This is a genomic window from Pseudoalteromonas sp. Z9A4 (genome assembly GCF_011378845.1).
Lineage (GTDB): Bacteria > Pseudomonadota > Gammaproteobacteria > Enterobacterales > Alteromonadaceae > Pseudoalteromonas > Pseudoalteromonas arctica.
This window is the reverse complement of the sequence record NZ_WTLA01000001.1, coordinates 140,169-161,469: the sequence shown is the minus strand read 5'-3', so window position 1 is coordinate 161,469 and position 21,301 is coordinate 140,169. Positions and strand designations below refer to the sequence as shown.

Annotated in this window: 23 protein-coding genes; 16 read left to right on the top strand and 7 right to left on the bottom strand. The window is 38.8% G+C overall.

Annotated features, from left to right (window positions below; translation table 11 throughout):
* Position 1: 1 nt before the first annotated feature.
* The 6 genes from pta (at position 2) to GQR54_RS00700 (ending at position 5,440) form a co-directional block, all read left to right on the top strand.
* Entirely contained in the window at positions 2 to 2,161 is a 2,160-nt protein-coding gene (gene pta / locus GQR54_RS00725) for a phosphate acetyltransferase (protein ID WP_166376238.1), read from the top strand.
* Between the two features lie 226 nt (positions 2,162 to 2,387).
* A complete protein-coding gene (locus tag GQR54_RS00720; RefSeq protein WP_007582563.1) occupies positions 2,388 to 2,774 on the top strand; it encodes an ACT domain-containing protein in 387 nt (128 codons plus the stop codon).
* Between the two features lie 3 nt (positions 2,775 to 2,777).
* Entirely contained in the window at positions 2,778 to 3,275 is a 498-nt protein-coding gene (locus tag GQR54_RS00715; protein WP_166376237.1) for a PTS glucose transporter subunit IIA, read from the top strand.
* Positions 3,276 to 3,279: 4 nt separating this feature from the next.
* The gene (locus tag GQR54_RS00710; protein ID WP_024590441.1) at positions 3,280 to 3,624 is read left to right on the top strand and encodes an ArsC family reductase; all 345 of its coding nucleotides are present in this window, start codon (positions 3,280 to 3,282) and stop codon (positions 3,622 to 3,624) included.
* Positions 3,624 to 4,754, top strand: a complete 1,131-nt coding sequence (dapE, locus tag GQR54_RS00705; protein ID WP_166376236.1) for a succinyl-diaminopimelate desuccinylase — start codon at positions 3,624 to 3,626, stop codon at positions 4,752 to 4,754. The genes GQR54_RS00710 and dapE overlap by 1 nt, the downstream gene beginning before the upstream one ends.
* Positions 4,754 to 5,440: a M15 family metallopeptidase gene (locus tag GQR54_RS00700; RefSeq protein WP_166376235.1), complete on the top strand. Its 687-nt coding sequence runs from the start codon at positions 4,754 to 4,756 to the stop codon at positions 5,438 to 5,440. The genes dapE and GQR54_RS00700 overlap by 1 nt, the downstream gene beginning before the upstream one ends.
* A 23-nt stretch (positions 5,441 to 5,463) precedes the next feature.
* Here the strand turns inward: GQR54_RS00700 and GQR54_RS00695 are convergent, their stop codons facing one another.
* Positions 5,464 to 6,333 (bottom strand): DMT family transporter, encoded by an 870-nt coding sequence (locus tag GQR54_RS00695; protein ID WP_166376234.1) that lies wholly within the window; start codon positions 6,331 to 6,333, stop codon positions 5,464 to 5,466.
* 508 nt (positions 6,334 to 6,841) lie between these two features.
* On the opposite strand from GQR54_RS00695, the gene GQR54_RS00690 reads away from it, so the two are divergent.
* The 4 genes from GQR54_RS00690 to GQR54_RS00675 all read left to right on the top strand — a co-directional run bounded on the left by GQR54_RS00690 (position 6,842) and on the right by GQR54_RS00675 (position 9,918).
* On the top strand, positions 6,842 to 8,206 hold the full coding sequence (locus GQR54_RS00690; protein WP_166376233.1) for an adenine DNA methylase: 1,365 nt from the start codon (positions 6,842 to 6,844) through the stop codon (positions 8,204 to 8,206).
* Positions 8,207 to 8,214: 8 nt separating this feature from the next.
* A complete protein-coding gene (locus GQR54_RS00685) occupies positions 8,215 to 8,640 on the top strand; it encodes a YcfL family protein (protein WP_007582549.1) in 426 nt (141 codons plus the stop codon).
* Between the two features lie 11 nt (positions 8,641 to 8,651).
* Positions 8,652 to 9,272: a penicillin-binding protein activator LpoB gene (lpoB, locus tag GQR54_RS00680; RefSeq protein WP_166376232.1), complete on the top strand. Its 621-nt coding sequence runs from the start codon at positions 8,652 to 8,654 to the stop codon at positions 9,270 to 9,272.
* Between the two features lie 178 nt (positions 9,273 to 9,450).
* Positions 9,451 to 9,918 (top strand): glycine zipper 2TM domain-containing protein, encoded by a 468-nt coding sequence (locus tag GQR54_RS00675; RefSeq protein WP_166376231.1) that lies wholly within the window; start codon positions 9,451 to 9,453, stop codon positions 9,916 to 9,918.
* A gap of 73 nt (positions 9,919 to 9,991) precedes the next feature.
* On the opposite strand, the gene GQR54_RS00670 is transcribed toward GQR54_RS00675, so the two are convergent.
* Positions 9,992 to 11,209 (bottom strand): pyridoxal phosphate-dependent aminotransferase, encoded by a 1,218-nt coding sequence (locus GQR54_RS00670; protein WP_166376230.1) that lies wholly within the window; start codon positions 11,207 to 11,209, stop codon positions 9,992 to 9,994.
* 105 nt (positions 11,210 to 11,314) lie between these two features.
* Positions 11,315 to 11,659, bottom strand: a complete 345-nt coding sequence (locus GQR54_RS00665; RefSeq protein ID WP_007582543.1) for an Hpt domain-containing protein — start codon at positions 11,657 to 11,659, stop codon at positions 11,315 to 11,317.
* Positions 11,660 to 11,796: 137 nt separating this feature from the next.
* On the opposite strand from GQR54_RS00665, the gene GQR54_RS00660 reads away from it, so the two are divergent.
* Together GQR54_RS00660 and GQR54_RS00655 are read left to right on the top strand one after the other, a co-directional pair.
* Positions 11,797 to 12,393 (top strand): tRNA-uridine aminocarboxypropyltransferase, encoded by a 597-nt coding sequence (locus GQR54_RS00660; protein WP_024590433.1) that lies wholly within the window; start codon positions 11,797 to 11,799, stop codon positions 12,391 to 12,393.
* Between the two features lie 24 nt (positions 12,394 to 12,417).
* Positions 12,418 to 13,200 carry a CLCA_X family protein gene (locus GQR54_RS00655; RefSeq protein WP_166376349.1) on the top strand — a complete coding sequence of 261 codons (783 nt, stop codon included), beginning with the start codon at positions 12,418 to 12,420 and terminating at the stop codon, positions 13,198 to 13,200.
* Positions 13,201 to 13,248: 48 nt separating this feature from the next.
* Here the strand turns inward: GQR54_RS00655 and GQR54_RS00650 are convergent, their stop codons facing one another.
* Complete coding sequence (locus tag GQR54_RS00650; protein WP_010554235.1) at positions 13,249 to 13,812, bottom strand: cysteine hydrolase family protein; 564 nt, start codon at positions 13,810 to 13,812, stop codon at positions 13,249 to 13,251.
* 99 nt (positions 13,813 to 13,911) lie between these two features.
* On the opposite strand from GQR54_RS00650, the gene GQR54_RS00645 reads away from it, so the two are divergent.
* Positions 13,912 to 14,835, top strand: coding sequence for a helix-turn-helix domain-containing protein (locus GQR54_RS00645; RefSeq protein WP_166376229.1), 924 nt, complete (start codon positions 13,912 to 13,914; stop codon positions 14,833 to 14,835).
* 229 nt (positions 14,836 to 15,064) lie between these two features.
* On the opposite strand, the gene dcd is transcribed toward GQR54_RS00645, so the two are convergent.
* Entirely contained in the window at positions 15,065 to 15,649 is a 585-nt protein-coding gene (gene dcd / locus GQR54_RS00640; protein WP_007582539.1) for a dCTP deaminase, read from the bottom strand.
* Between the two features lie 6 nt (positions 15,650 to 15,655).
* Positions 15,656 to 16,732: an iron-sulfur cluster carrier protein ApbC gene (gene apbC, locus GQR54_RS00635; protein WP_166376228.1), complete on the bottom strand. Its 1,077-nt coding sequence runs from the start codon at positions 16,730 to 16,732 to the stop codon at positions 15,656 to 15,658.
* 187 nt (positions 16,733 to 16,919) lie between these two features.
* Here apbC and metG point away from each other — a divergent pair, with 187 nt between their 5' ends.
* Complete coding sequence (metG, locus tag GQR54_RS00630) at positions 16,920 to 18,941, top strand: methionine--tRNA ligase (RefSeq protein ID WP_166376227.1); 2,022 nt, start codon at positions 16,920 to 16,922, stop codon at positions 18,939 to 18,941.
* Between the two features lie 319 nt (positions 18,942 to 19,260).
* The gene (locus GQR54_RS00625; RefSeq protein WP_166376226.1) at positions 19,261 to 19,941 is read left to right on the top strand and encodes a flagellar brake protein; all 681 of its coding nucleotides are present in this window, start codon (positions 19,261 to 19,263) and stop codon (positions 19,939 to 19,941) included.
* A 24-nt stretch (positions 19,942 to 19,965) separates the two neighbouring features.
* Here the strand turns inward: GQR54_RS00625 and lepB are convergent, their stop codons facing one another.
* Positions 19,966 to 20,616 (bottom strand): signal peptidase I, encoded by a 651-nt coding sequence (gene lepB, locus GQR54_RS00620; protein ID WP_166376225.1) that lies wholly within the window; start codon positions 20,614 to 20,616, stop codon positions 19,966 to 19,968.
* Positions 20,617 to 20,800: 184 nt separating this feature from the next.
* On the opposite strand from lepB, the gene GQR54_RS00615 reads away from it, so the two are divergent.
* On the top strand, positions 20,801 to 21,301 hold the full coding sequence (locus GQR54_RS00615; protein ID WP_166376224.1) for a fasciclin domain-containing protein: 501 nt from the start codon (positions 20,801 to 20,803) through the stop codon (positions 21,299 to 21,301).

Here is a 21,301-nt window from a genome sequence, read left to right as displayed (position 1 = left end):
TATGGCACGTCGTATTATGTTAATTCCTGTTTCTACCGGTGTGGGTTTAACGTCGGTATCAGTTGGTTTAGTGCGTGCACTTGAACAAAAAACAGTTAAAGTTAACTTTTTTAAACCAATAGCTCAGCCTCGTTCTGGTGAAACAGGCCCTGAAAAATCAACGCAAATAGTTACTCAAGGCTCACCTATTAACCCACCAATGCCTTTTGCACTTGATTATGCTGAGCAAATGATTGGCGACGGTAAAGGTGATGACCTACTAGAGGAAATTGTTGAACGCTTTGAAAGTAAAATAAACGACGACGAAGTCGCTATTATTGAAGGTATGGTACCTACTCGTCGCCAACCTTATGCTGGGCGTGTAAACCGCGAAATTGCGCAAACCCTCGGCGCCGAAATTGTATTTGTACTTACTCCAGGTAATTACACCATTACTCAAATAGAAGACCGCCTTGAAATTGCAGCAGGTAACTACGGTGGTATCGATCATCCTCGCGTACTGGGCTGTATTTTTAATAAAGTAAATGCGCCACTTGATGAAGAAGGTCGTGCACGCGCCGATTTAGTCGATGCCTATAAACCTGAAGAGCTTGAAAACGAGTTAAATCGTTTAGCATCCCTACCTATTTTTAAAAAAAATCCGTTTATGTTACTTGGTGCAATCCCGTGGGATTTTGACTTAGTAGCGCCGCGCGTAAAAGACTTAAGCGCATACTTAAAAGCCACGATTATTAACGAAGGCGATATGCTTCATCGTCGTCTGCGCCGTATTACTTTTTGTGCTCGTACGGTTTCAAATATTTTAAATTATTTTACGCCAGGCGCTTTATTAGTAACACCGGGCGATCGCTCTGACATACTTGTTGCTGCGTGCTTATCTGCTATGAACGGCACTAAACTTGGCGCTATATTACTCACCGGTGGTTTTGAGCCAGAGCCACGTATTATGGCCTTGTGTGAGCAAGCCATGAAAACCGGTTTGCCAATACTCGCAACCGATGCAGACACGTGGCGTACATCATTACTACTGCATAACTTTAATATGGAAGTACCAAATGATGATGACCAACGTATTGAAAAAGTAAAAGATCACAACGCAGAGCATATCAATTCAAGCTGGCTAGATACTCTAGCTAAAAGTGTAGGTAAAACTCGTAAGTTATCACCACCCGCATTTCGTTACTTACTTACCACTAAAGCGCGTAAAGCAGGTAAAACCGTGGTTCTACCAGAAGGTAATGAACCTCGTACAATTAAAGCGGCTGCTATTTGTGGTCAACGCGGAATTGCTAAAACTATATTACTAGGCGATCGCGAAGAAATAATGCGTATTGCACAGCAGCAAGGTATTGAGCTAAACGAACATGTAGGTATTATCGAGCCTCAAAGCATTATTAATGATTATATTGCGCCTATGGTCGAAATTCGTAAAAGCAAAGGCCTAACTGCCGTAGTAGCACAAGAGCAACTACAAGATAACGTCGTACTCGGTACAATGATGCTTGAGCAAGGTAAAGTAGACGGTTTAGTATCGGGCGCAGTAAACACTACGGCAAATACAATTCGCCCACCACTGCAATTGATTAGAACAGCACCAGGGTCATCACTAGTATCATCTGTATTTTTTATGCTACTGCCTGACCAAGTATTAGTTTACGGTGACTGTGCGATTAACCCAGACCCTAATGCTGAACAACTCGCAGACATAGCGATTCAATCTGCCGACTCTGCAGCTGCATTTGGCATAGAGCCGCGTGTTGCCATGATCAGCTACAGCACGGGTACGTCTGGTACAGGTGCCGATGTTGAAAAAGTACGTGAAGCCACAAAAATAGCAAAACAAAAACGTCCTGATCTAATTATCGACGGCCCACTACAATACGATGCCGCTATAATGGAAAACGTAGCACTTAAAAAAGCACCTAACAGCCCTGTAGCCGGTAAAGCGACCGTATTTATATTCCCAGATTTAAATACGGGTAATACCACGTATAAAGCAGTACAACGTAGTGCCGACTTGATAAGTATTGGCCCTATGCTGCAAGGTATGCGTAAACCTGTAAACGATTTAAGCCGTGGTGCATTAGTTGATGATATTGTGTATACAATCGCCTTAACTGCCATTCAGGCAGCTCAAACAGAAGCGCTAATTACTCATTAAACGTAACGTGTGCTTTTTATAGCCTAGCTATTATTTATTTAATAATTAACTAGTTAGGTTATTTATACCCTGCAACCCCCATACTTATCCACAGAAATTGTGGGTAAGTTTTTACTCCCTTCTTTTATCTACTTATTTACTGCTGAGTTAGTCGTTGTTACACCTTTAATTTAAAGCCAATAATCTATACTATAAAGCTATCAATATTGCTGTTCGCAGGCTTTTAATGTCAAAACAAACATTACAATTACACAGCACCATTTTATCTATACACAGTTTAGATGTAGATGCCGACATACCTGCGGCACTTTTAAAGCAATCTTTGTTTTTTATTTCTAAAACTCATGATGAACTTTCAATTGTATGCCCAAGCGATTTTGAAGTAAAAAGCCTGGATACCGAACCCGACTGGCAAGCTTTAGAGGTTGTAGGTCCACTTGGCTTTTCGTTAACCGGAATTATGGCTAATATTTCAGGGGTATTAGCGCGCGCTAAAATTTCTATCTTTTCAATCTCAACCTACGATACTGATTATATTCTCATAAAAAAACACACTGCAGAAAATGCTATTTCCGCTTTAAAAAAAGAGGGTTATAACGTGGTGGTAAATTAACTTATGAAAGCTCAAAAAATTGACTATTTAGCTCAAAATAAAACGCCTCTTAATGCAATAAATATTACCAGCCCATTTACAGGTAAAGTAATTGAACTGAATGAGCACCCAGAACCTTTTTTTCGTTTTGGCACTCTGGGCCCTGGTATTATGGTGCAACTAACAAGTCATAAAATTTTAGCACCGTTTGATGGAACTTTATTACAAGTAAAAAATGCAGGTACTGAGTTTATTCTACAAGCTAATAATGGTCTAAAAATCTTGATTAACTTAACTATTTTTGATTCGCAATCAATTACGCATACCCATATTGCGCAACTCAATGGTAGCAAAATATGCAAAGGTCAACGCCTTGCTTATTTTGATTTACGAGAACTTGATACTCCAATGCTTGCTAGTTTAATTTTACTAAACGGCCATAACCTTGGCACATTTCATTACTCGCATTCGCATGTAAATGCGGGTGAAGACACACTATTAACTATTATTAAGAAGAACTAGATTTATGATCACTCTATACGGCATTAGCAACTGCGATACGATAAAAAAAGCTAAAAAACATTTAACTGATAACAACATCGAATTTACGTTTCATGACTACCGCAAAGATGGTGTAAATGAGCAAATGGTGAGTGATTTTGCAGACAAGCTCGATTGGGAACAACTCGTTAATAAACGTGGAACAACTTATCGCGCATTAACTGATGAGCAAAAACAAAGCCTAACTAAAGAAAGTGCTATCCCATTGTTGGTTGAACAACCTGCCATGATCAAACGTCCAGTACTGGTAAACAATGGCAGTTACCATTTAGGTTTTAAAGCAGCCCAATACGACGAGATTTTTAAATAATGACTAATGACGTAATTCAACTCGCCCAAGCGCTAATCCAACGTGAATCGGTAACGCCCGAAGATGCTGGCTGCCAACAAATGATGAACGATCGCCTTGCTGCAGTTGGTTTTAATATAGAATCATTATTTTTTACCGACACACTTAATACTTGGGCTCGAAAAGGCACACAATCGCCGCACTTTTGTTTTGCAGGTCACACCGACGTTGTACCAACAGGCCCTGAAAAAAATTGGCAACACCCGCCGTTTTCAGGATTAATAAAAGATGGCCTACTGCACGGGCGTGGCGCTGCCGATATGAAAGGCTCATTAGCCGCAATGCTTGTAGCAACAGAGCGTTTTGTTACTAAACATCCAGATCATAAAGGCTCGATTTCTTTTTTAATCACTTCTGACGAAGAAGGACCGTTTATAAACGGCACAACACGTGTAATAGATACACTAGAAGCCCGTGGTGAAAAAATTGATATGTGCCTAGTAGGCGAACCCTCATCACGAGATGTATTAGGTGATGTTGTTAAAAATGGCCGCAGAGGTTCACTTACCGCTTACCTAACGGTTAAAGGCGTACAAGGTCATGTCGCCTACCCACATTTAGCACAAAACCCAATTCATCTAGCAACGCCTGCCCTTACTGAACTTAGCCAAACGGTGTGGGATAACGGAAATGAATACTTCCCTGCTACCAGCTTTCAAATTTCGAATATTAATGGCGGCACAGGTGCTGGTAACGTGATCCCGGGTGATCTAGAAGTACAGTTTAACTTTAGATTTAGCACGCAAGTAACGCATGAGCAATTACAACAGCGTGTAAATGACATTCTACAAAAGCATAACTTAAATTATGAATTAAGCTGGATAGTAAATGGCTTACCTTTTATTACCGAGCACGGCCCGCTTGTTGATGCCACAGTTAACGCAATTAAATCAGTAACCGGTTTAACCACGAATCTAGAAACTACCGGCGGCACATCTGACGGTCGCTTTATTGCACAAACAGGCGCTAAAGTAATTGAACTTGGCCCACGTAACGCCACTATTCATAAAGTAGATGAATGCGTAAGTACCGATGATTTAATAGCCCTTACCGACATTTACGAGCAAATATTAGAGCAACTTTTAGCATAATGGATGTAACTAAACCAACACCAATGATGTGTATCACAGGGCAAAGTGATACACATTTAACTGATATACAAAATCATCGCTTGCACAGCGCTATTATTAACGACTTTTTAGCGCTGCAAAGTGCAGCACAAAAAGCAGGATTTGAGCTTACTATTGCCTCAAGTTTTCGCGACTTTAATCGTCAATCAATTATTTGGAATAATAAGTTTTTAGGTATTCGACCTGTTTATAATAAACAGCAAAAGGTTGTAGATTTAACTAAATTAAATGATGTAGATAAATGCATAGCAATAATGCTCTACTCTGCATTACCTGGGGCAAGCAGGCACCATTTAGGCACCGATTTAGATGTGTTTGATAAAGCTGCGGTAAGTGATGATTATAAACTACAGCTAACACCTGATGAATACCTGCTAGGTGGGCCGTTTGCGCCTTTAAGTAATTGGCTTGATACTAACTTAGATAAATTTGGCTTTTATCGCCCTTACCAGCATGATTTAGGCGGCGTAGCACCTGAGCTTTGGCATATAAGCCATATTAAGCGATCGCAATTATTAGTGAATAAGCTTAGCGAGCAAGTACTTTTTGAATGCATAAAAAACAGTGAACTACAGGGTAAGCAGGCAATACTTGATAACTTACCCGCTATTTATACACGCTTTGTAACAAACGTGAGTCCCCCTTAAAAAGAAGGTTAACTTAAATGATATTAAACCTTCTTTTTATTTAAAATAAATACCAGCACAGCGCCTAATATTAACGAGCTTGCTACTATAAATTCCATTGTTACCTGCTCTGATAAAAACAAGACCCCGGCAACGGCTGCAAGTACAGGTACACAAAGCTGCACAACAGCAGCTTGGGTACTTTTAAGCAGTGGCATAGCCACATACCAAACACTGTAACCAATTCCAGACGCTATCGCACCCGAGGCACATGCAAGCAAAACCCCTTCAATACTCATATTTTTTAAATAACTCATACCAACAAGTAATAAAACAGGGATAGCCACTAAGCTTCTTATAAAGTTAAACCCCGTAGTACGTAGTGGCGATACGCACACTTTACCGCGAATACTGTAAATACCCCATGCCACACCACTGAGTGCCATAAGTGATGCACCTAATAATGAAGGTACAGCAGCAGATGGCAGCATTAAATATACAAACCCACCTAGCGCCACTATAAACGCGCACCACTGAAGCACACTCAACTGCTCTTTTTGATATATACCCCAGCCAATCATAGTGAGTTGCACGGCTGAAAACAAAATCAGTGCACCGGTGCCTGTATCCAGCTCTACGTATGCAATCGAAAAACAAAGTGCATAAACTAATAGGCTTATACTGCTTCGCCAGCTTCCTTTATCGCTTAAAATTGCAGAGTTAAATGCACCTTTACGCTTTAAGTTATGGGTATAAATAGCCATTATAATGCCCAAACACGCAGCACCACTGAGTAAGCGAATAACTGTAAAGTTCCAAGCATCTATATAGCCTTCGGCTAAAGCCATTCTGCAAAAAAGAGAGTTTGCAGCAAACGCAATTAAAGCAATGATTGTGTACAACGTAGCTTTCAAAAAAATTCCTTAGCAATAAAAACAAATTACAGCGTTATTTCAATTAATTAACCTACTAAGCTAAAAACATTGTCATAAGCGCCTATAAAACCGCTAAATGAGCAGCACATTTAAACAGGATTGGTATAACTGTGCAAAGAGAGTATTTAGTTTTAATAAATTAGATCATTTATACTCAAATCTTAGCCGCATTTGCAAAATACGGTGTCTACAACAAAAGATATCCTTTTAGTATTTTTCATATACGACTTAATGAGTAGCAATTACTTCATTTAAAAAATTCATTTATCGTTACGCTTTAGGGATCATTGTATTCAATAAGACCAATAAAGTACCTTAAGCATTTCACTATTGTTACTCAACAAGAAAAATTCACACTTTGTTCACCAATGTCATTTTATATTTCTTTATTAGCAGGCAGTTTTACTCTACGATTTTTTACAATATTTCACACATTTAGCCAAAAATAGTATGTTAATGTATGCAGGTAAATTGAGAGGAGTGCGCAGTGCGCCTAAGTATAATTTTAAGCTTTTGTTGTATTTTAAGTGGGTGTAGCACAATGGGCTTTAATGACCTATTTAATGACTATGCCACGCAAATGACACCAATAAGAAATGCGATCGAGAAAAACAATATCGAAGAAGCGCAATCCCTTATTGCCGATAATAGCACCATGCACAGCAGCTACTTACTCAACCAACTTGAGCAAGCTCGCTTAAACGACTTAGCCAATACGCCACAAGAGGCACAAAGTAAATTTGAGAACGTGTATACGCAAATGCAAAAAAAACGTGAAGCCGCCAAAATACAAGTAAGTGCGGGGCTTGAGCAAAGCAATGCGTTATTTACTAACGACTCAGCCATAACTTATGTGCCACCGGCTTACGAAATGAGTATGCTTCATAGTTATAAAGCACTTAACTACGTATATAAAAATGATGTAGAAGGCGCTTTGGTCGAAATTCGCCGCGCTAATAAAGTACAAGTTGATGCACTAAGCGAAAATAAAACAGATGGCGACTCAACAGTTAAGGAAGCGCAACAGCACTACCCTAGCATGGGCAATGTGACCAGAGACGTGAAAAATGGCTTTCAAAATGCCTACACATTTTATTTATCTGCTTTGCTTTACCAAAGTGCTAAACAGTATGATGATGCTTATATTGATTATAAAAAAGCACTGGCTATACAACCTAACAATATTTATTTACAGCAGGACGTAATGCGCCTTGCTAAAAAACAAGGGTTTGACCAAGACCTAAGCGAATTGAAAAAACGTTTTAGTGATGCACCCACAATTTCTGCAACACAAGGCGAAGTAATTGTTTTATTTGAACAAGGCTTAGTACCAAAACAAGATGAATTTAAACTGCGCTTACCAATTTATTCATCACGCGGCGATGCACGCTTTTACAGCCTTGCAATGCCAGTATATAAAGATAATGCCTATGTACGCCGCCTTAATAATATAAGCATAGATGCACAAAGCTTAGAGCTGAGCCCATTAGTACACATTGAAGCACTTGCAGCAAAAACATTAGAAGATCAAATACCTGCAAAAGTAGCTCGCCAAGTACTTAGATTAGTAGCTAAAGAGAAAGTGCGTGCAGAACTTGCTCGCAGTGCCGGTGATGTAGGCAACATACTTGCTAATATTTATAATTTGGCGTCTGAGCAAGCTGATACACGTAGCTGGCTTACACTTCCAAATCAAATAAGTGTTGCAAGGCAAAGCCTAAATACAGGTGAGCATTCTCTGCATATAGGCACACAAGCACCTATAAATTTTACCGTTAGTAAGCAAGGGTTAACGTTAATTTACTTAACCTCCGTTAATAACTACTTTAATTACCACGTAGTTCAACTTTAGGAGCCATCATGAAATACATAGCGCCATTATTAGCAGTCTTAATGCTCAGTGCATGTTCCAGCAAACCGGTTACATCGGGTATTTCTGTTGAACAAAATAAAAATCAGTTTAATGAGCAATTACGTGTAGATAACCCAGAGCTCGGTAAAAAGCTGGCCATTACTGATGTTAAAACACGTCAAACCAACCAGTTAACCGATGTAGTAGTGACACTTTCGAGCCAGTATAAAAAATCACAGTATTTGCAGTATCAATTTAATTGGTTTGATAAAGACGGCTTTGTTATTAAAGGCAATCATTCACCTTGGCAAGCACTCACCTTATTTGGTTTTGCAAAAACACAATTACCGGGCTTAGCACCTAGCTCTGATGCGGTTACCTTTTCTTTAGCAGTAAGAGAAGTGTCTACCGAATCACAAGAATTTAAAGATTAAAGGAAACAACCATGATCATCAGTAACAAATTTAAAACAGCATCAACTTACGCTTTAGTTGGCTTGAGCGCTTTAGTATTAAGTGGCTGTGCTAATAAAGCCGTAGTAAGTTATGGCGATGCACAAGCAGTAGAAACAACAGATATTAATTTTGGTTCTACCGACTTACAAAAAGTAGCGAGCCAAATGACCGACTCATTACTCAGCTCACCTGTTGTTGGCACAATGACCGTTAATAAACGCCCTGTAGTATTTGTTGAACGTATTAAAAATAAAACCAGCGAGCACATTGATACAGAATCAATCACCGATTCAATCTCAACACAAATGCTACGCAGCGGTAAGTTCCGTTTTGTAGATATGACCCGTGTTGAGTCAGTACGTGAGCAATTAACGTTTCAAAATGAAGATGCTCTTGTTAACCCTGCAACAGCCGTTGCATTTGGTAAACAAATTGGTGCGCAATATATGTTATACGGAAACTTATCAAGCATCGTTAAATCAAATGCCGATAAATCAGACGTATACTACAAATTTACAATGCGTTTAATGGATATGGAAAGCGGCCTAGTTGAGTGGGCAGACGAAACTGAAATTCGTAAAACTAAAGAAAAATCAACCTTTGGCTGGTAGCTAATACCAATCAGCTTATATATGGGGTCTATTTAACGTTAAGAAAATTACGCTAGTACTAGGCAAAAATTTTTGTATTTAGTTGTTCTAAATAAAAAATTTTTAACGACGTTATAGCGCAATTTAATTCGTTAAATTGATCAAAGATTTATGCAGGTTGGTATAAAAGGAGCAAGTTATGAAAGCAATTACTGTATTAATGTGCGTATTACTTACAATTAGCGCACCTACATTTGCTAAATACGAGCGCAACAAAGCAGTGCCTGTTCAGCAAGTTTTATTTGGTGATGTAAAATCGGTACGCAATATTACCGAACAAGAAATCATTCAAGACAAAAACAACGGCTGGAAAACCTTTGGCGGCGCATTACTGGGCGGTGTTGTAGGTAATCAGTTTGGTGGCGGAAGCGGACGCACTGTTGCCACCATACTTGGTTCTATAATAGGTGGTAACGTAGCGCATAATAGTCAGAAAAAAAGTCATTACGAACAAAGTCATTTTGTAGAGTTGTTGATACAAGTTGAAAATGGAGATCAATTTATGGTCGTTCAAGATCAAGACCAATCAATGCGTTTTAGCAAAGGTGACAACGTAAGATTAGTATACTTAACCGACAACACTGTTCGGGTAGATAGCGCGTATTAAATAGTTATGTCTATTGACGTTTAAAACAAAAACGAGCCTAAACTGGCTCGTTTTTTGTTTATTTATTTTTAAATTAAACTTGGCGGTAATCTTTAAAAAAGCGTTTCATTTTTATCATCGCATCCGACAAATCATCTTTGTTTGGTAAAAAGACCAACCTAAAATGATCAGGATCTGGCCAATTAAACGCCCTGCCATGTACAAGTAATATTTTTTCGGCTTTTAGCAAATCGTACATCATCTTTTCATCATCTTTGATGTTAAAAAGTGCTGTATCTACTTTGGCAAACGCATAGAGTGCGCCTTTAGGTTTTTTACAACTAATGCCTTCAATATCATTTAATCCGCGCCATGCAATATCACGCTGCTCATACAAGCGCCCACCCGGGTTTATTAGACTATCAATTGATTGCACGCCGCCCAAAGCCTGTTGAATCGCATACTGTGCAGGTACATTGGCGCACAAACGCATAGATGAAAGTATTTCTAGGCCTTTGCGTAAATCATCCATTACCGAGGTACGACCGCTTAGAACCATCCACCCCATTCTCAGCCCCGCTGCACGGTAGGTTTTAGCTAAACCATTAAAAGTAATAATAGGCACATCGTCGCAAAGTGAGCCGATTGAAGTATGCGTTATACCATCGTATAAAATCTTTTCGTAAATTTCATCGCTCAATAACAGCAGTTTATGTTCACGCGCTATATCAATTAATTGCATTAACAAATCATCACTGTAAACCGCACCCGTAGGATTATTAGGATTAATTAATACCAGAGCTTTAGTTTTAGACGTGATTTTACTTTTTATATCGGCAATGTCCGGAAACCAATCTTGCTCTTCATCACATAAATAATGTACCGGATTACCACCCGATAACGTGACCGAAGCAGTCCAAAGTGGATAATCTGGAGCAGGAATAAGCACTTCGTCACCATTATTTAATAGCGCTTGGGTGATCATCTGAATAAGTTCGCTTACGCCATTACCAATATAAATGTTATCTACATCTAAATTATGTAATCCACGTTGTTGGTAGTGTTGATAAATAGCCACGCGAGCTGAATAGAGGCCTTTAGAGTCACAGTAACCTTGGGCTGAATATAAGTTACGAATAATATCGCGGTGCATATCTTCTGGCATATCAAAACCAAAAGCAGCCGGATTACCTATATTCAATTTTAATACTTTTTGACCTTCGTCTTCCATTTTTTTAGCTTGCGCTAAAACCGGCCCACGAATGTCATAACATACACCTTCTAATTTGTGACTCTTTTTAATATCAGACATTTTTACCTCGACTAGTGAGTCTTTAGACTAACCTAGTAAAGGCGCAAAATGCCAGTGTATTTGATGACTTAGTACTGAAATAAATTCACGTTTCAGTTTCAATAATTAACGAGATGCTAACCATTCATTTAGCTTAGCTTGAGAGCCTGTTACTTGAGCCATTAAGCTATTAGATGCGTCGATGGCTTCAGCTAAGTTATCTAGGTTTAAATTTTGTTCAATAACGCGAGATACTTCAGCAAGGCTTGAAGCACCAAACTGAGCAGCGTTAGATTTTAAGCTATGAGAATGACGAATCGCCGCTTCTCTGTCTTTTCCAATGGTTGCTAAAACTTCAGAGCCTAAACGCTCAAACTCCGAGCAGCAAAAATCAAGTGTATCAGCAAACTGCTCACCCAATAACGATTCCATACTCTCTAATGCTGATGTATCAATATTTATTTCTGTCATATTTTAAGCCCTTAAAACAATCCATGTAAATTACAGTTTAATAGTACTACTTTATATTGATGCGTAAAAAAAACCAACTTAATTACCTCATAAATGTATAATTGCGAGGATCATACTGGCAACAAAAAGTTTATTAAATGGCACGCACACTTTGTAATCATTGTAACTTTGCACTTAACACCTGTATTTGCAGCGCAATTACAAATATAAACAACAAAGTTAAGGTTATTATTCTACAGCACCCAAGCGAAGAAAAAATAGCAAAAAATACCGCTAAACTACTCAATTTGTGTCTAACTGATTGCCAAATAGTCAAAGGCGAAAATAATGACGACTTTTCTATTCTTAAATCACTGCCCGTAAGCTCAACTGTTTTGCTCTACCCTAACGAAAACGCTATTAATTTAGACGATAGCGCTGAGCAATCTAATATAAAAAACATCACCCATTTAATCGTGGTTGATGGTACATGGAAAAAAGCCTACAAAATTTTGCAGCTCACCACATTGCTAAATCAATTCAAAACGGTCAGTTTTAAACAGTTACCTAAAAATCGTTATGCTATTCGTAAAGCCCCTAGGGCCGACAGCCTATCCACACTTGAAGCCGTAGCGCATAGTTTGTTTTTAATAGAGCAGTTAAATCCTGCACCACTTTATAATGTGCTTGATGAATTAATACAAAAACAAACCCAACACATGCCCGAGCACGTAAAAGCACGTTACTTAGATTAAATTCGTTACTATATGAAACTTGCAATGCGTAACTACCCTAACAGGCTAAAACGTGGCTTTACCCGCCAAGGCCCCGACTATCGCTTTGACGACCAAGTCGACTTTAGCGATATAAGAGATACCTTTGGCTTTAGGTCAATGGTCGTTGGTAAATGGGTAACTAAAGAAGAGCGCTACATTAGCGCTAATTTAATTTACGATGCACTGGCCGACCTTGCACAAATACTGCATTTACCGCCCAAAGCTATTGGCCTTCGTGGCAAACTTAATTTTGCATTTGGTCATGGCGGTCAAAAAGGTGTACAAGCGCATTATAATGCAGCTTCTCAAACGCTTGCCCTTGCAAAAAATGCAGGCGGTGGTGCACTTGCTCACGAATGGTTTCATGCGTTTGACCATCATATAAGCGAGCATTTATTTGCAGCAAAACCACGATTTGGTTTTGCCTCAAAATTATGGCTTTCAAACACGCCTAATTTATCGCACCCACTTAATAATGCTTTGAACAGTTTTTATAAAAATGTATTTTTAGATGAGCACGGCGTTGATGCTAATAACTTTGTACAAACATGCATAGAACACGATAAAGCTCACAATATGAATTATATGAGTATGCCAGAGGAGCTTGCCGCACGTTGTTTTGAAGCCTGTATTGAGCAGCATTCAAATATAAAAAATAGCTTTTTAGTGGGGGGCTTACAAAGTAGTAATTTAATATACCCAAATGTTGAGCATATTAATAAAGCAAATGAAGCGCTTAACCAGTATTTTGCACTACTGGGTTATGCGCTTCATAAAATGGATTAAATCAGCTCATAAAGTGATGCTTAGCTAAACCATTACCTGTACTAATGGTTAGCGAACTAAATCTAGTAATTTGTTTGTGCTCTGAACATTACAATAACCAAAGCTCAATGCAGCCATAAATGCATGATGAACATTATGTGCAGATACTACCACCCCATTAAATTCAAGATCTAATGTAGCACAAGCATCATGTGCTACATGACATTCATAGCCAAAATCTACTGCAGCACGAGTGACAGCATCAATACACATATGGCTCATAGCACCAACAATAATCAACCTTTCAACGTTGAGCTCTTCTAGTACTCTTTGTAAATCAGTATCACGAAAACTATTTATTTGATGCTTTAAAACGACCGGCTCACCTTCAATTGGAGTAACCGTAGGATGGATTTTCGCACCATCAGAGTTAGGCACAAAGAACGGAGCCTCGTCAGAAGGAAACTCATGACGAACATGAACTACAGGCATACCATTATCACGAAATTGAGCTAGTAGTATTGCTGCATTTTCTGAGGCTTTTTCAGTTCCAGACAGAGGCCATTTAGCTCCTTCGAATGTAGAGTAATAATCGTTTTGTAAATCAATAAGTAGTAATGCTATGTTAGACATAATAATCTCTCTTATGTTGTTTAGGTTATCTGTTGAGACTATTATGCAAAACATCAACTCATTACACCGATGGCGAAATAGCCATAAATCAGTTTAAAAATGACAAAGCATGTTCAGATCACAATTATCGACTACCCCAACGCCCTACAAAGTGCAGTACAAGGCTTTAAAGAGTTATTTTTTTTGGCAAACAGAATAGTTATAGAAAGCCAGCTTGAAGTTCAGTTCTCTGTAAAGGTCATTCAGCCCGATATAGATTTAGATGGGATGAGCCAAAGTGATATTATTATTCTCCCACCAAACTTAGATGGTGATTATTACTACACACCGCAACCCAGATTGTTGCAATATCTTAATGAGGCTCATCGAAAAGGGACTATATTATGCTCTGCTTGCGCCGGTACATTCATACTTGCCAGCACAGGCTTATTAGATAATCGTGTTGCTACAACACATTGGCAATTAGCTGATGAATTTCATGAGGCATTCCCCAAAGTATCTCTTGAGATTGAAAGTTTACTAATTAATGACGGTGATATTATTAGCGCAGGTGGGCTGATGTCATGGATTGATCTAGGGCTAGAAATCGTGGCTCAATTCACAAAACCACACGTTATGCGTACACTTGGAAAGTTTCTTATCGTTGATACGGGTAAAAGAGAACAACGCTATTACGGTAGTTTTTCGCCAAAACTTAATCACGGGAATAAACAAATATTACTAGTTCAGCATTTCATTCAAGCAAATTATAGTAAAACACTGAATGTTTCTGTACTAGCTGCTTTGGCCTGTATGAGCGAGCGAACATTTCTTCGACAATTTACCCATGCCACAACATTAAAGCCGATACAGTATATTCAAAAAATAAGAGTGCAAAAGGCATGTGAGCTATTAGAATCGACCACTCACAGTTTTGAGCGAGTGGCTCTGAATATTGGCTATGACGATGTAAACAGTTTTCGCAAAGTATTTATTAAGATAATCGGATTAAGCCCTACGGCGTTTAAAGAAAGATTTGTTTGAATAGATAGTACCAAAGGGAAGAATCATTAATTACCGTTGTATTCTCACTTCACTATTAAAATAAATGGCTATTATTGTAAATATTGAATTAAAGGTATAAAAATTTCATCTTTATACTTAGCAAACTTGTTGCACCCGCTTAATAAAGCAAATGAAGCGCTTAACCAGTAATTTGAACTACTGGGTTATGCGCTTCATAAAATAGACGAGTAATGTCTATATTTGGTGATTACTTATCGTCACTAATACGACTTGCTACTGCACTGTTTTGATCTTTATATTTTGCATCTTTACGGATGTTGTATGGGTTTTCACACGGGCCCGATAGCATTTCAAAGCTCATAGCCCCAATTTTCATCAGTGGGCGAAGCGCCAGTGGTAATTTACCTGAGTTGTAAAACTCTAAAACAATATTACCGCTCCAGCCTGGGTCGATTCGGTGCGCAGTTACATGCACCATTAAACCTAAACGTGCTAGCGATGAGCGTCCATCTAACCACCCTACTATGTCTGCTGGCAGAGTTACTTTTTCGTGTGTTATAGCTAGAGCAAGTTCACCTGGGTGTAAAAAAAATGCTTCACCTTCATCAAGCACTATTTCTTCACTCATGATTGATTCCATGGCTTTATTTAGCTGATCTTTTGGACCACTTAAATCGACGTATGCCGCGTTGTGTGCATTAAAAGTTCTGAATTTATTACCTAATCGCAAATCGGCAGTTACACCTGAAATCATGTCACTTGTTGGCGCAGGCTCAATAACAATGCGACCATCGCTTAGGTATTCATTAATATGTGTGTCTGAAAGTCTCATTATTTATTAATCTTCTGTAATCACAATTTCAATTGCATTGTGATGCTGTTGATAATAGAGCGTGCTGGCTATAAGCCTCGCTGCTGCGCTGTATGTTTTGCTTATTGCCGCGTCGTTATCGTTGGCAATAAGTTTTCCTTGCTCAGAATACTCGCGTATATCTATTGCAAGAGGAATATGGCTAAGTACGGGTACGCCGTGCTTGTGCGCCAGTTTTTGTGCGCCGTCTTTACCAAATACGTGGTTAGCTTCACCGCAGTGGCTGCAAATGTAATAACTCATGTTTTCAATTAAGCCCAGCACTGGCACGTTTACTTTATTAAACATAGCAATGCCTTTTTGCGCATCGGCTAGGGCTAAGTCTTGCGGTGTAGTGACAATAACAGTACCGCTCGCTGGTACTTTTTGGCTCATTGTAAGTTGAATATCACCAGTGCCCGGTGGCATATCCACAATTAAGTAATCAAGCTCGCCCCAATCAGTCTCGTTAAGCAATTGGCTAAGCGCGCCTGAAGCCATTGGCCCGCGCCATACGGTGGCATCATCGCTTGGGACTAAAAAGCCAATAGATTGCGCTTTAATGCCGTTTGCATCAAAAGGCTGTAGCTGTTTGTTATCTTTAGTGACGGGCTCTGCGCCCACCAAGCCTAAAAGCATTGGAATAGATGGGCCATAAATATCAGCGTCTAAAATACCGACCTTTGCGCCCTCATTTTTAAGCGCGCCCGCCAAGTTAACGGCAGTAGTCGACTTACCTACTCCGCCTTTGCCTGAGGCAATAAGCACAATATGTTTAATCACCTTAAACTTAGCTGCCTCTTTAATGATAACCTTGGCGCTAATTGTTACAGGCACATTTAAGCTTTCACTTACGTGTTGCTCAACTAAAGGCATTTCTGATTGCCCAGCAAATGGCAGGGTTAATTTAATGTGTAGTGATTTATCGTCATTTTGAGTAATAGTATCAATGAAGCTTTCGTCAATACCGACGGCAAAAGCCGCACTACGATATGCCGCTAAGGCAGTAATAATCGGTTGTTTTTGCACCGATTTAGAAGAGAATAGTTTCGACAGTCCAAACATAGCAATTAAATAGCGTTTCTTTGATGAAAAGTGCCACGGAATTATGTAACATTCAGGGCATTAACACCAGTCAATTAATAAAAATCCATAAGCTGTGCGCACTCTAAGCAGATAGCTTGTAGATAAATTAATGATAATTGCCGTTTGTATAATAAAAACGGCGTTTTATCCTCAATTCGGAATGATTATGACGCAGCGAAAGATCCTGATTACCAGCGCATTACCTTATGCAAATGGCCCTACTCACTTAGGCCATTTATTGGAATATATTCAAACTGATATTTGGTCACGTTTTCAAAAACTACAGGGCCACGAAGCTTATTATGTTTGCGCAGACGATGCCCACGGCACGCCAATTATGCTTAATGCGCAAAAGCAAGGGATCACGCCTGAAGAAATGGTAAAACAAGTGAGCATAGAGCGCCAACGCGACTTCGCTGACTTTAATATCAAATTTGATAACTACCACAGTACGCATAGCCAAGAAAACAAAGAATTAAGCGAACTTATTTATAACCGCCTAAACGATGCCGGTCATATTAAAAAGCACACTATTTCACAATTATTCGATCCAGAAAAAGGTATTTTCTTACCCGATCGTTTTGTAACTGGTACTTGCCCAACGTGTAAGTCTGAAAACCAAAACGGCGACAGTTGTGATTCGTGTGGTGCTACATACAGCCCTACCGAACTCATTAATCCGCGTTCTGTAATGTCGGGTGCTGAGCCTGTACTTAAAGATTCTGAACATTACTTTTTTGACCTGCCAGCATTTGAAGGCATGCTAAAAGAGTGGTTACACTCGGGCACTATTCAACAAGAAATGGCTAACAAGCTAGACGAATGGTTTACCGATGGCCTGCAGCAGTGGGATATTAGCCGTGATGCGCCTTACTTTGGTTTTGAAATTCCAAATGCACCGGGCAAATATTTTTACGTTTGGTTAGATGCACCTATTGGTTACATGGCGAGCTTTAAAAACCTGTGTGACAAAAAAGGCATCAACTTTGATGAATTTTGGGCTGAAGGTTCAGACGCTGAGCTTTATCACTTTATTGGTAAAGATATCATTTATTTCCACAGCTTATTTTGGCCAGCAATGCTAGAAGGTGCTAATTTTAGAAAGCCAACTAACGTATTCGCTCATGGTTTTGTCACTGTAAATGGCGAAAAAATGTCTAAATCAAAGGGTACGTTTATTAAAGCGCGTACTTATTTAGATAACTTAAACCCAGAGTACTTACGTTACTACTACGCAGCAAAATTAAGCAGCGGTATTGTTGACCTTGATTTAAACCTAGAAGACTTTGCACAGCGCGTAAATTCAGACCTAGTAGGTAAAGTAGTAAACATAGCGAGCCGTTGTGCTGGCTTTATTACTAAAAAGTTTGATGGCAAGCTAAGCAGCACTATTATGCAACCAGAGCTGTTAGCTGAATTTCAAGCGGCTGCCCCTAGCATTACAACACACTACGAGAACCGCGATTACAGCCGCGCAATTCGCGAAATAATGGCGCTTGCCGACAAAGCAAACCAATTTATTGATGGCGCAGCACCTTGGGTATTAATTAAAGACGAAACTAAGCAACAAGAAGCACACGAAGTGTGCTCTCTTGGTCTTAACTTATTCCGCGTTTTAATTACTTACTTAAAACCCGTGCTACCCGAAATGGCCGACAACGTACAAGCGTTTTTAAATGACGACCTTGCATGGGACAGCGTTCAAAAAGCACTAGTAAGCCACTCTATCAATAAATTTAAACCGTTAATGCAACGTGTTGAAATGGATAAAGTAAATAAAATGGTTGAAGAATCTAAAGAAAGCTTAGCGCCAAAAGTAACTATTGACCCTAACAGCCCACTTGCAAAAGAGCCGATTAGCGACGAAATAGAATTTGATGACTTTGCAAAAGTAGACTTGCGCGTAGCTAAAATTGCTAAAGCAGAGCACGTAGAAGGCGCCGATAAACTACTTAAGCTAACACTTGATTTAGGCGGCGAAACTCGCCAAGTGTTTGCGGGTATTAAATCGGCTTACGCACCAGAGGATCTTGAAGGTAAGTTAACCGTTATGGTCGCTAACCTTAAGCCTCGTAAAATGCGCTTTGGTATGTCTGAGGGCATGGTATTAGCAGCAGGTCCTGGCGGAAAAGAAATTTATATTCTTAACCCAGATGACGGCTCAGAGCCTGGTATGCGTGTAATGTAAGCTAGTACTTTTTATAAACTGAAAGCCGTTGATTATTCAGCGGCTTTTTTATGAATAAAAAGTCTCCAACTTTTACTAAATTAAATTTTTTATAAGGCCAGTAAATACGAATAGTTTAAAGCACCTTCTATAAATCCATTTCAATAAAAGGCATAAACGTTATAATAACGCGGATTCATTCAGAATTTATAGCATTTATCTTTCCTGAAAAATTTAAACAAGATAAACTAGACAACGTGCTAAAGTTATTAGTGCTAGATATTACTGCAAAGATAAAATAACCATATGAAACATATACTTGTGAAGAGGGGGCAATGTAGTGGAGAACTTACCTGATAAAAATAAAAAGTTTTTCTTAGATTTGTTGCCAGGGAAACTGATCGACATTCAATTAAATAACCCTATTCAAGTGCGTTTTAAACTAACACTTATTGGTTATGATGTGGGTAAGTACTTAATTTTAAAGTACCCAGCTCAAGCTGGTAAGAACGATTATAAAGATGTTCTTACTGAAGGTAATGGAGCAATTGTTAGATATATTATTGAAGATGAACGAGGCGAATGTATAGCATTTTCTACAAACATACTTGCAATTTCTTTTCGCCCAGAAAGGTTGATTTATCTAGCCTACCCTAAAAACATTGAAAGTAGACAGCTTAGAGAAATAAGTCGGCTTAGAACTCACATTCCAGCTAAAATAAGCTTAACTAAAGACTATGATTCAGAAAGCGAAAGTTTGTTACACGGATTAATAATTGATATATCTCCCAGTGGTTGTCGCTTTGTTATCCATGTAAGCTCTGGATTTTTAGCTTTAAAAAGGCGACAAGTGTTCGTGCACATTATTTCACCACTAGATAGTAAACCAGTAATAATCAGATCCTTCATAAGAAACAATCAAATGAAAGATAATAAATTAAATGTTGGTATAGAATTTTCTCCTGAAGAACAAATTAAGCTGCACGAATTACTCGATGCATACTCTATAGATGCTGATTAAATTCTATTTAATCTAAATATATTTTTACTTTAATGGCGTTAATAGCCTGCCTTTTCTTGGTAGGTAGTAGTTATCGTAATCAAGCGATACTATAACGCGCTCTGCTTTTCCCAATAACTCATCTCGCGGAATTAAACCTATTACACGAGAGTCTGCACTATTATCCCGGTTATCGCCCATTGCTAAATAATAATCATCAGGAATTGTTATTTCGTCAAACCCCGATAAACGCGAAGGAATATTCGCCACTCTTATCGAATGCTCTAATCCGTTTAAATCTTCAATTTTATCAAGCGAATCTATGTTGCTGCGCTGATCCGCATAATTAAGCTTTTTACCATTAATAACGAGCTCATTATTTTCAAGCGCCACGGTATCTCCTGGCACACCAATTACACGCTTAATTAAACGATTATCGGCAGCTTGTGAGTCAAACACGATAATATCGCCAGTTTTCGGATCGCTTAATTTAAAAAGCGGTATGTGCGTAAAAGGAATACGTAAGTCGTAAGCCATTTTATCAGTAAGAATCCTATCACCCTCTTTAATGGTCGGTTTCATTGAGCCTGTAGGCACTTCGTACCAATCGGCAACAGCGCTTCTAAATACGCTCATTAGTGCAATAAATACGATGAGAGAACGATTGTTTTTCCAAAAATTATAAACTGGTTTCATGCCTAATCCTTTTAATTTAACAAGTCTTTAATTGAGTAAGTGTTTATATGACTTTACTAATAAGCAGCAGTTCAATTAAGGATGTAACAAAACATGTTTACTACTTAATTTTAATTGATCGATTAAATTTAAAGCGCCGTAACATTTAATGAAACCAACGGGTATTAACTTAAAGGAAAATAAAATGTTTAAGAAAATTACTACTGCATTATTGTTTACAACTGCAAGCCTTGGATTTACTACAATGGCTTATGCTGATCATCATGGTATGAAAAAAGATGTTGTTGAAGTAGCCGTTGAAAATGGTTCGTTCACTACTCTTGTTGCCGCTGTTAAAGCCGCAGGTTTAGTTGAAACGCTACAAGGTAAAGGACCCTTTACTATTTTTGCACCAACAGACGCTGCATTTTCAAAACTGCCTGAAGGCACTGTAGAAATGCTACTCAAGCCTGAAAACAAAGACAAGCTAACGGCGATATTAACTTATCATGTAGTGTCTGGAAAAGTGATGGCAGCCGATGTAATGAAGGTAGATAGTGCGAAAACATTACAAGGCCAATCAGTTATGGTTAAAGCCGACAGCATGGGCGTAATGATAAATGACGCTAAAGTTGTAAAAGCTGATGTAAAAGCAAGCAACGGCGTAATTCATGTTATCGACACCGTACTACTTCCAAAAGAGTAG

Coding starts and splice junctions, on each gene's coding strand:
- pta (WP_166376238.1), top strand. CDS start 2: ATGGCACGTCGTATTATGTTAATTCCTGTTTCTACCGGTGTGGGTTTA.
- GQR54_RS00720 (WP_007582563.1), top strand. CDS start 2,388: ATGTCAAAACAAACATTACAATTACACAGCACCATTTTATCTATACAC.
- GQR54_RS00715 (WP_166376237.1), top strand. CDS start 2,778: ATGAAAGCTCAAAAAATTGACTATTTAGCTCAAAATAAAACGCCTCTT.
- GQR54_RS00710 (WP_024590441.1), top strand. CDS start 3,280: ATGATCACTCTATACGGCATTAGCAACTGCGATACGATAAAAAAAGCT.
- dapE (WP_166376236.1), top strand. CDS start 3,624: ATGACTAATGACGTAATTCAACTCGCCCAAGCGCTAATCCAACGTGAA.
- GQR54_RS00700 (WP_166376235.1), top strand. CDS start 4,754: ATGGATGTAACTAAACCAACACCAATGATGTGTATCACAGGGCAAAGT.
- GQR54_RS00685 (WP_007582549.1), top strand. CDS start 8,215: ATGAAATACATAGCGCCATTATTAGCAGTCTTAATGCTCAGTGCATGT.
- lpoB (WP_166376232.1), top strand. CDS start 8,652: ATGATCATCAGTAACAAATTTAAAACAGCATCAACTTACGCTTTAGTT.
- GQR54_RS00675 (WP_166376231.1), top strand. CDS start 9,451: ATGAAAGCAATTACTGTATTAATGTGCGTATTACTTACAATTAGCGCA.
- GQR54_RS00670 (WP_166376230.1), bottom strand. CDS start 11,209: ATGTCTGATATTAAAAAGAGTCACAAATTAGAAGGTGTATGTTATGAC.
- GQR54_RS00665 (WP_007582543.1), bottom strand. CDS start 11,659: ATGACAGAAATAAATATTGATACATCAGCATTAGAGAGTATGGAATCG.
- GQR54_RS00660 (WP_024590433.1), top strand. CDS start 11,797: ATGGCACGCACACTTTGTAATCATTGTAACTTTGCACTTAACACCTGT.
- GQR54_RS00655 (WP_166376349.1), top strand. CDS start 12,418: ATGCGTAACTACCCTAACAGGCTAAAACGTGGCTTTACCCGCCAAGGC.
- GQR54_RS00650 (WP_010554235.1), bottom strand. CDS start 13,812: ATGTCTAACATAGCATTACTACTTATTGATTTACAAAACGATTATTAC.
- GQR54_RS00645 (WP_166376229.1), top strand. CDS start 13,912: ATGACAAAGCATGTTCAGATCACAATTATCGACTACCCCAACGCCCTA.
- dcd (WP_007582539.1), bottom strand. CDS start 15,649: ATGAGACTTTCAGACACACATATTAATGAATACCTAAGCGATGGTCGC.
- apbC (WP_166376228.1), bottom strand. CDS start 16,732: ATGTTTGGACTGTCGAAACTATTCTCTTCTAAATCGGTGCAAAAACAA.
- metG (WP_166376227.1), top strand. CDS start 16,920: ATGACGCAGCGAAAGATCCTGATTACCAGCGCATTACCTTATGCAAAT.
- lepB (WP_166376225.1), bottom strand. CDS start 20,616: ATGAAACCAGTTTATAATTTTTGGAAAAACAATCGTTCTCTCATCGTA.
- GQR54_RS00615 (WP_166376224.1), top strand. CDS start 20,801: ATGTTTAAGAAAATTACTACTGCATTATTGTTTACAACTGCAAGCCTT.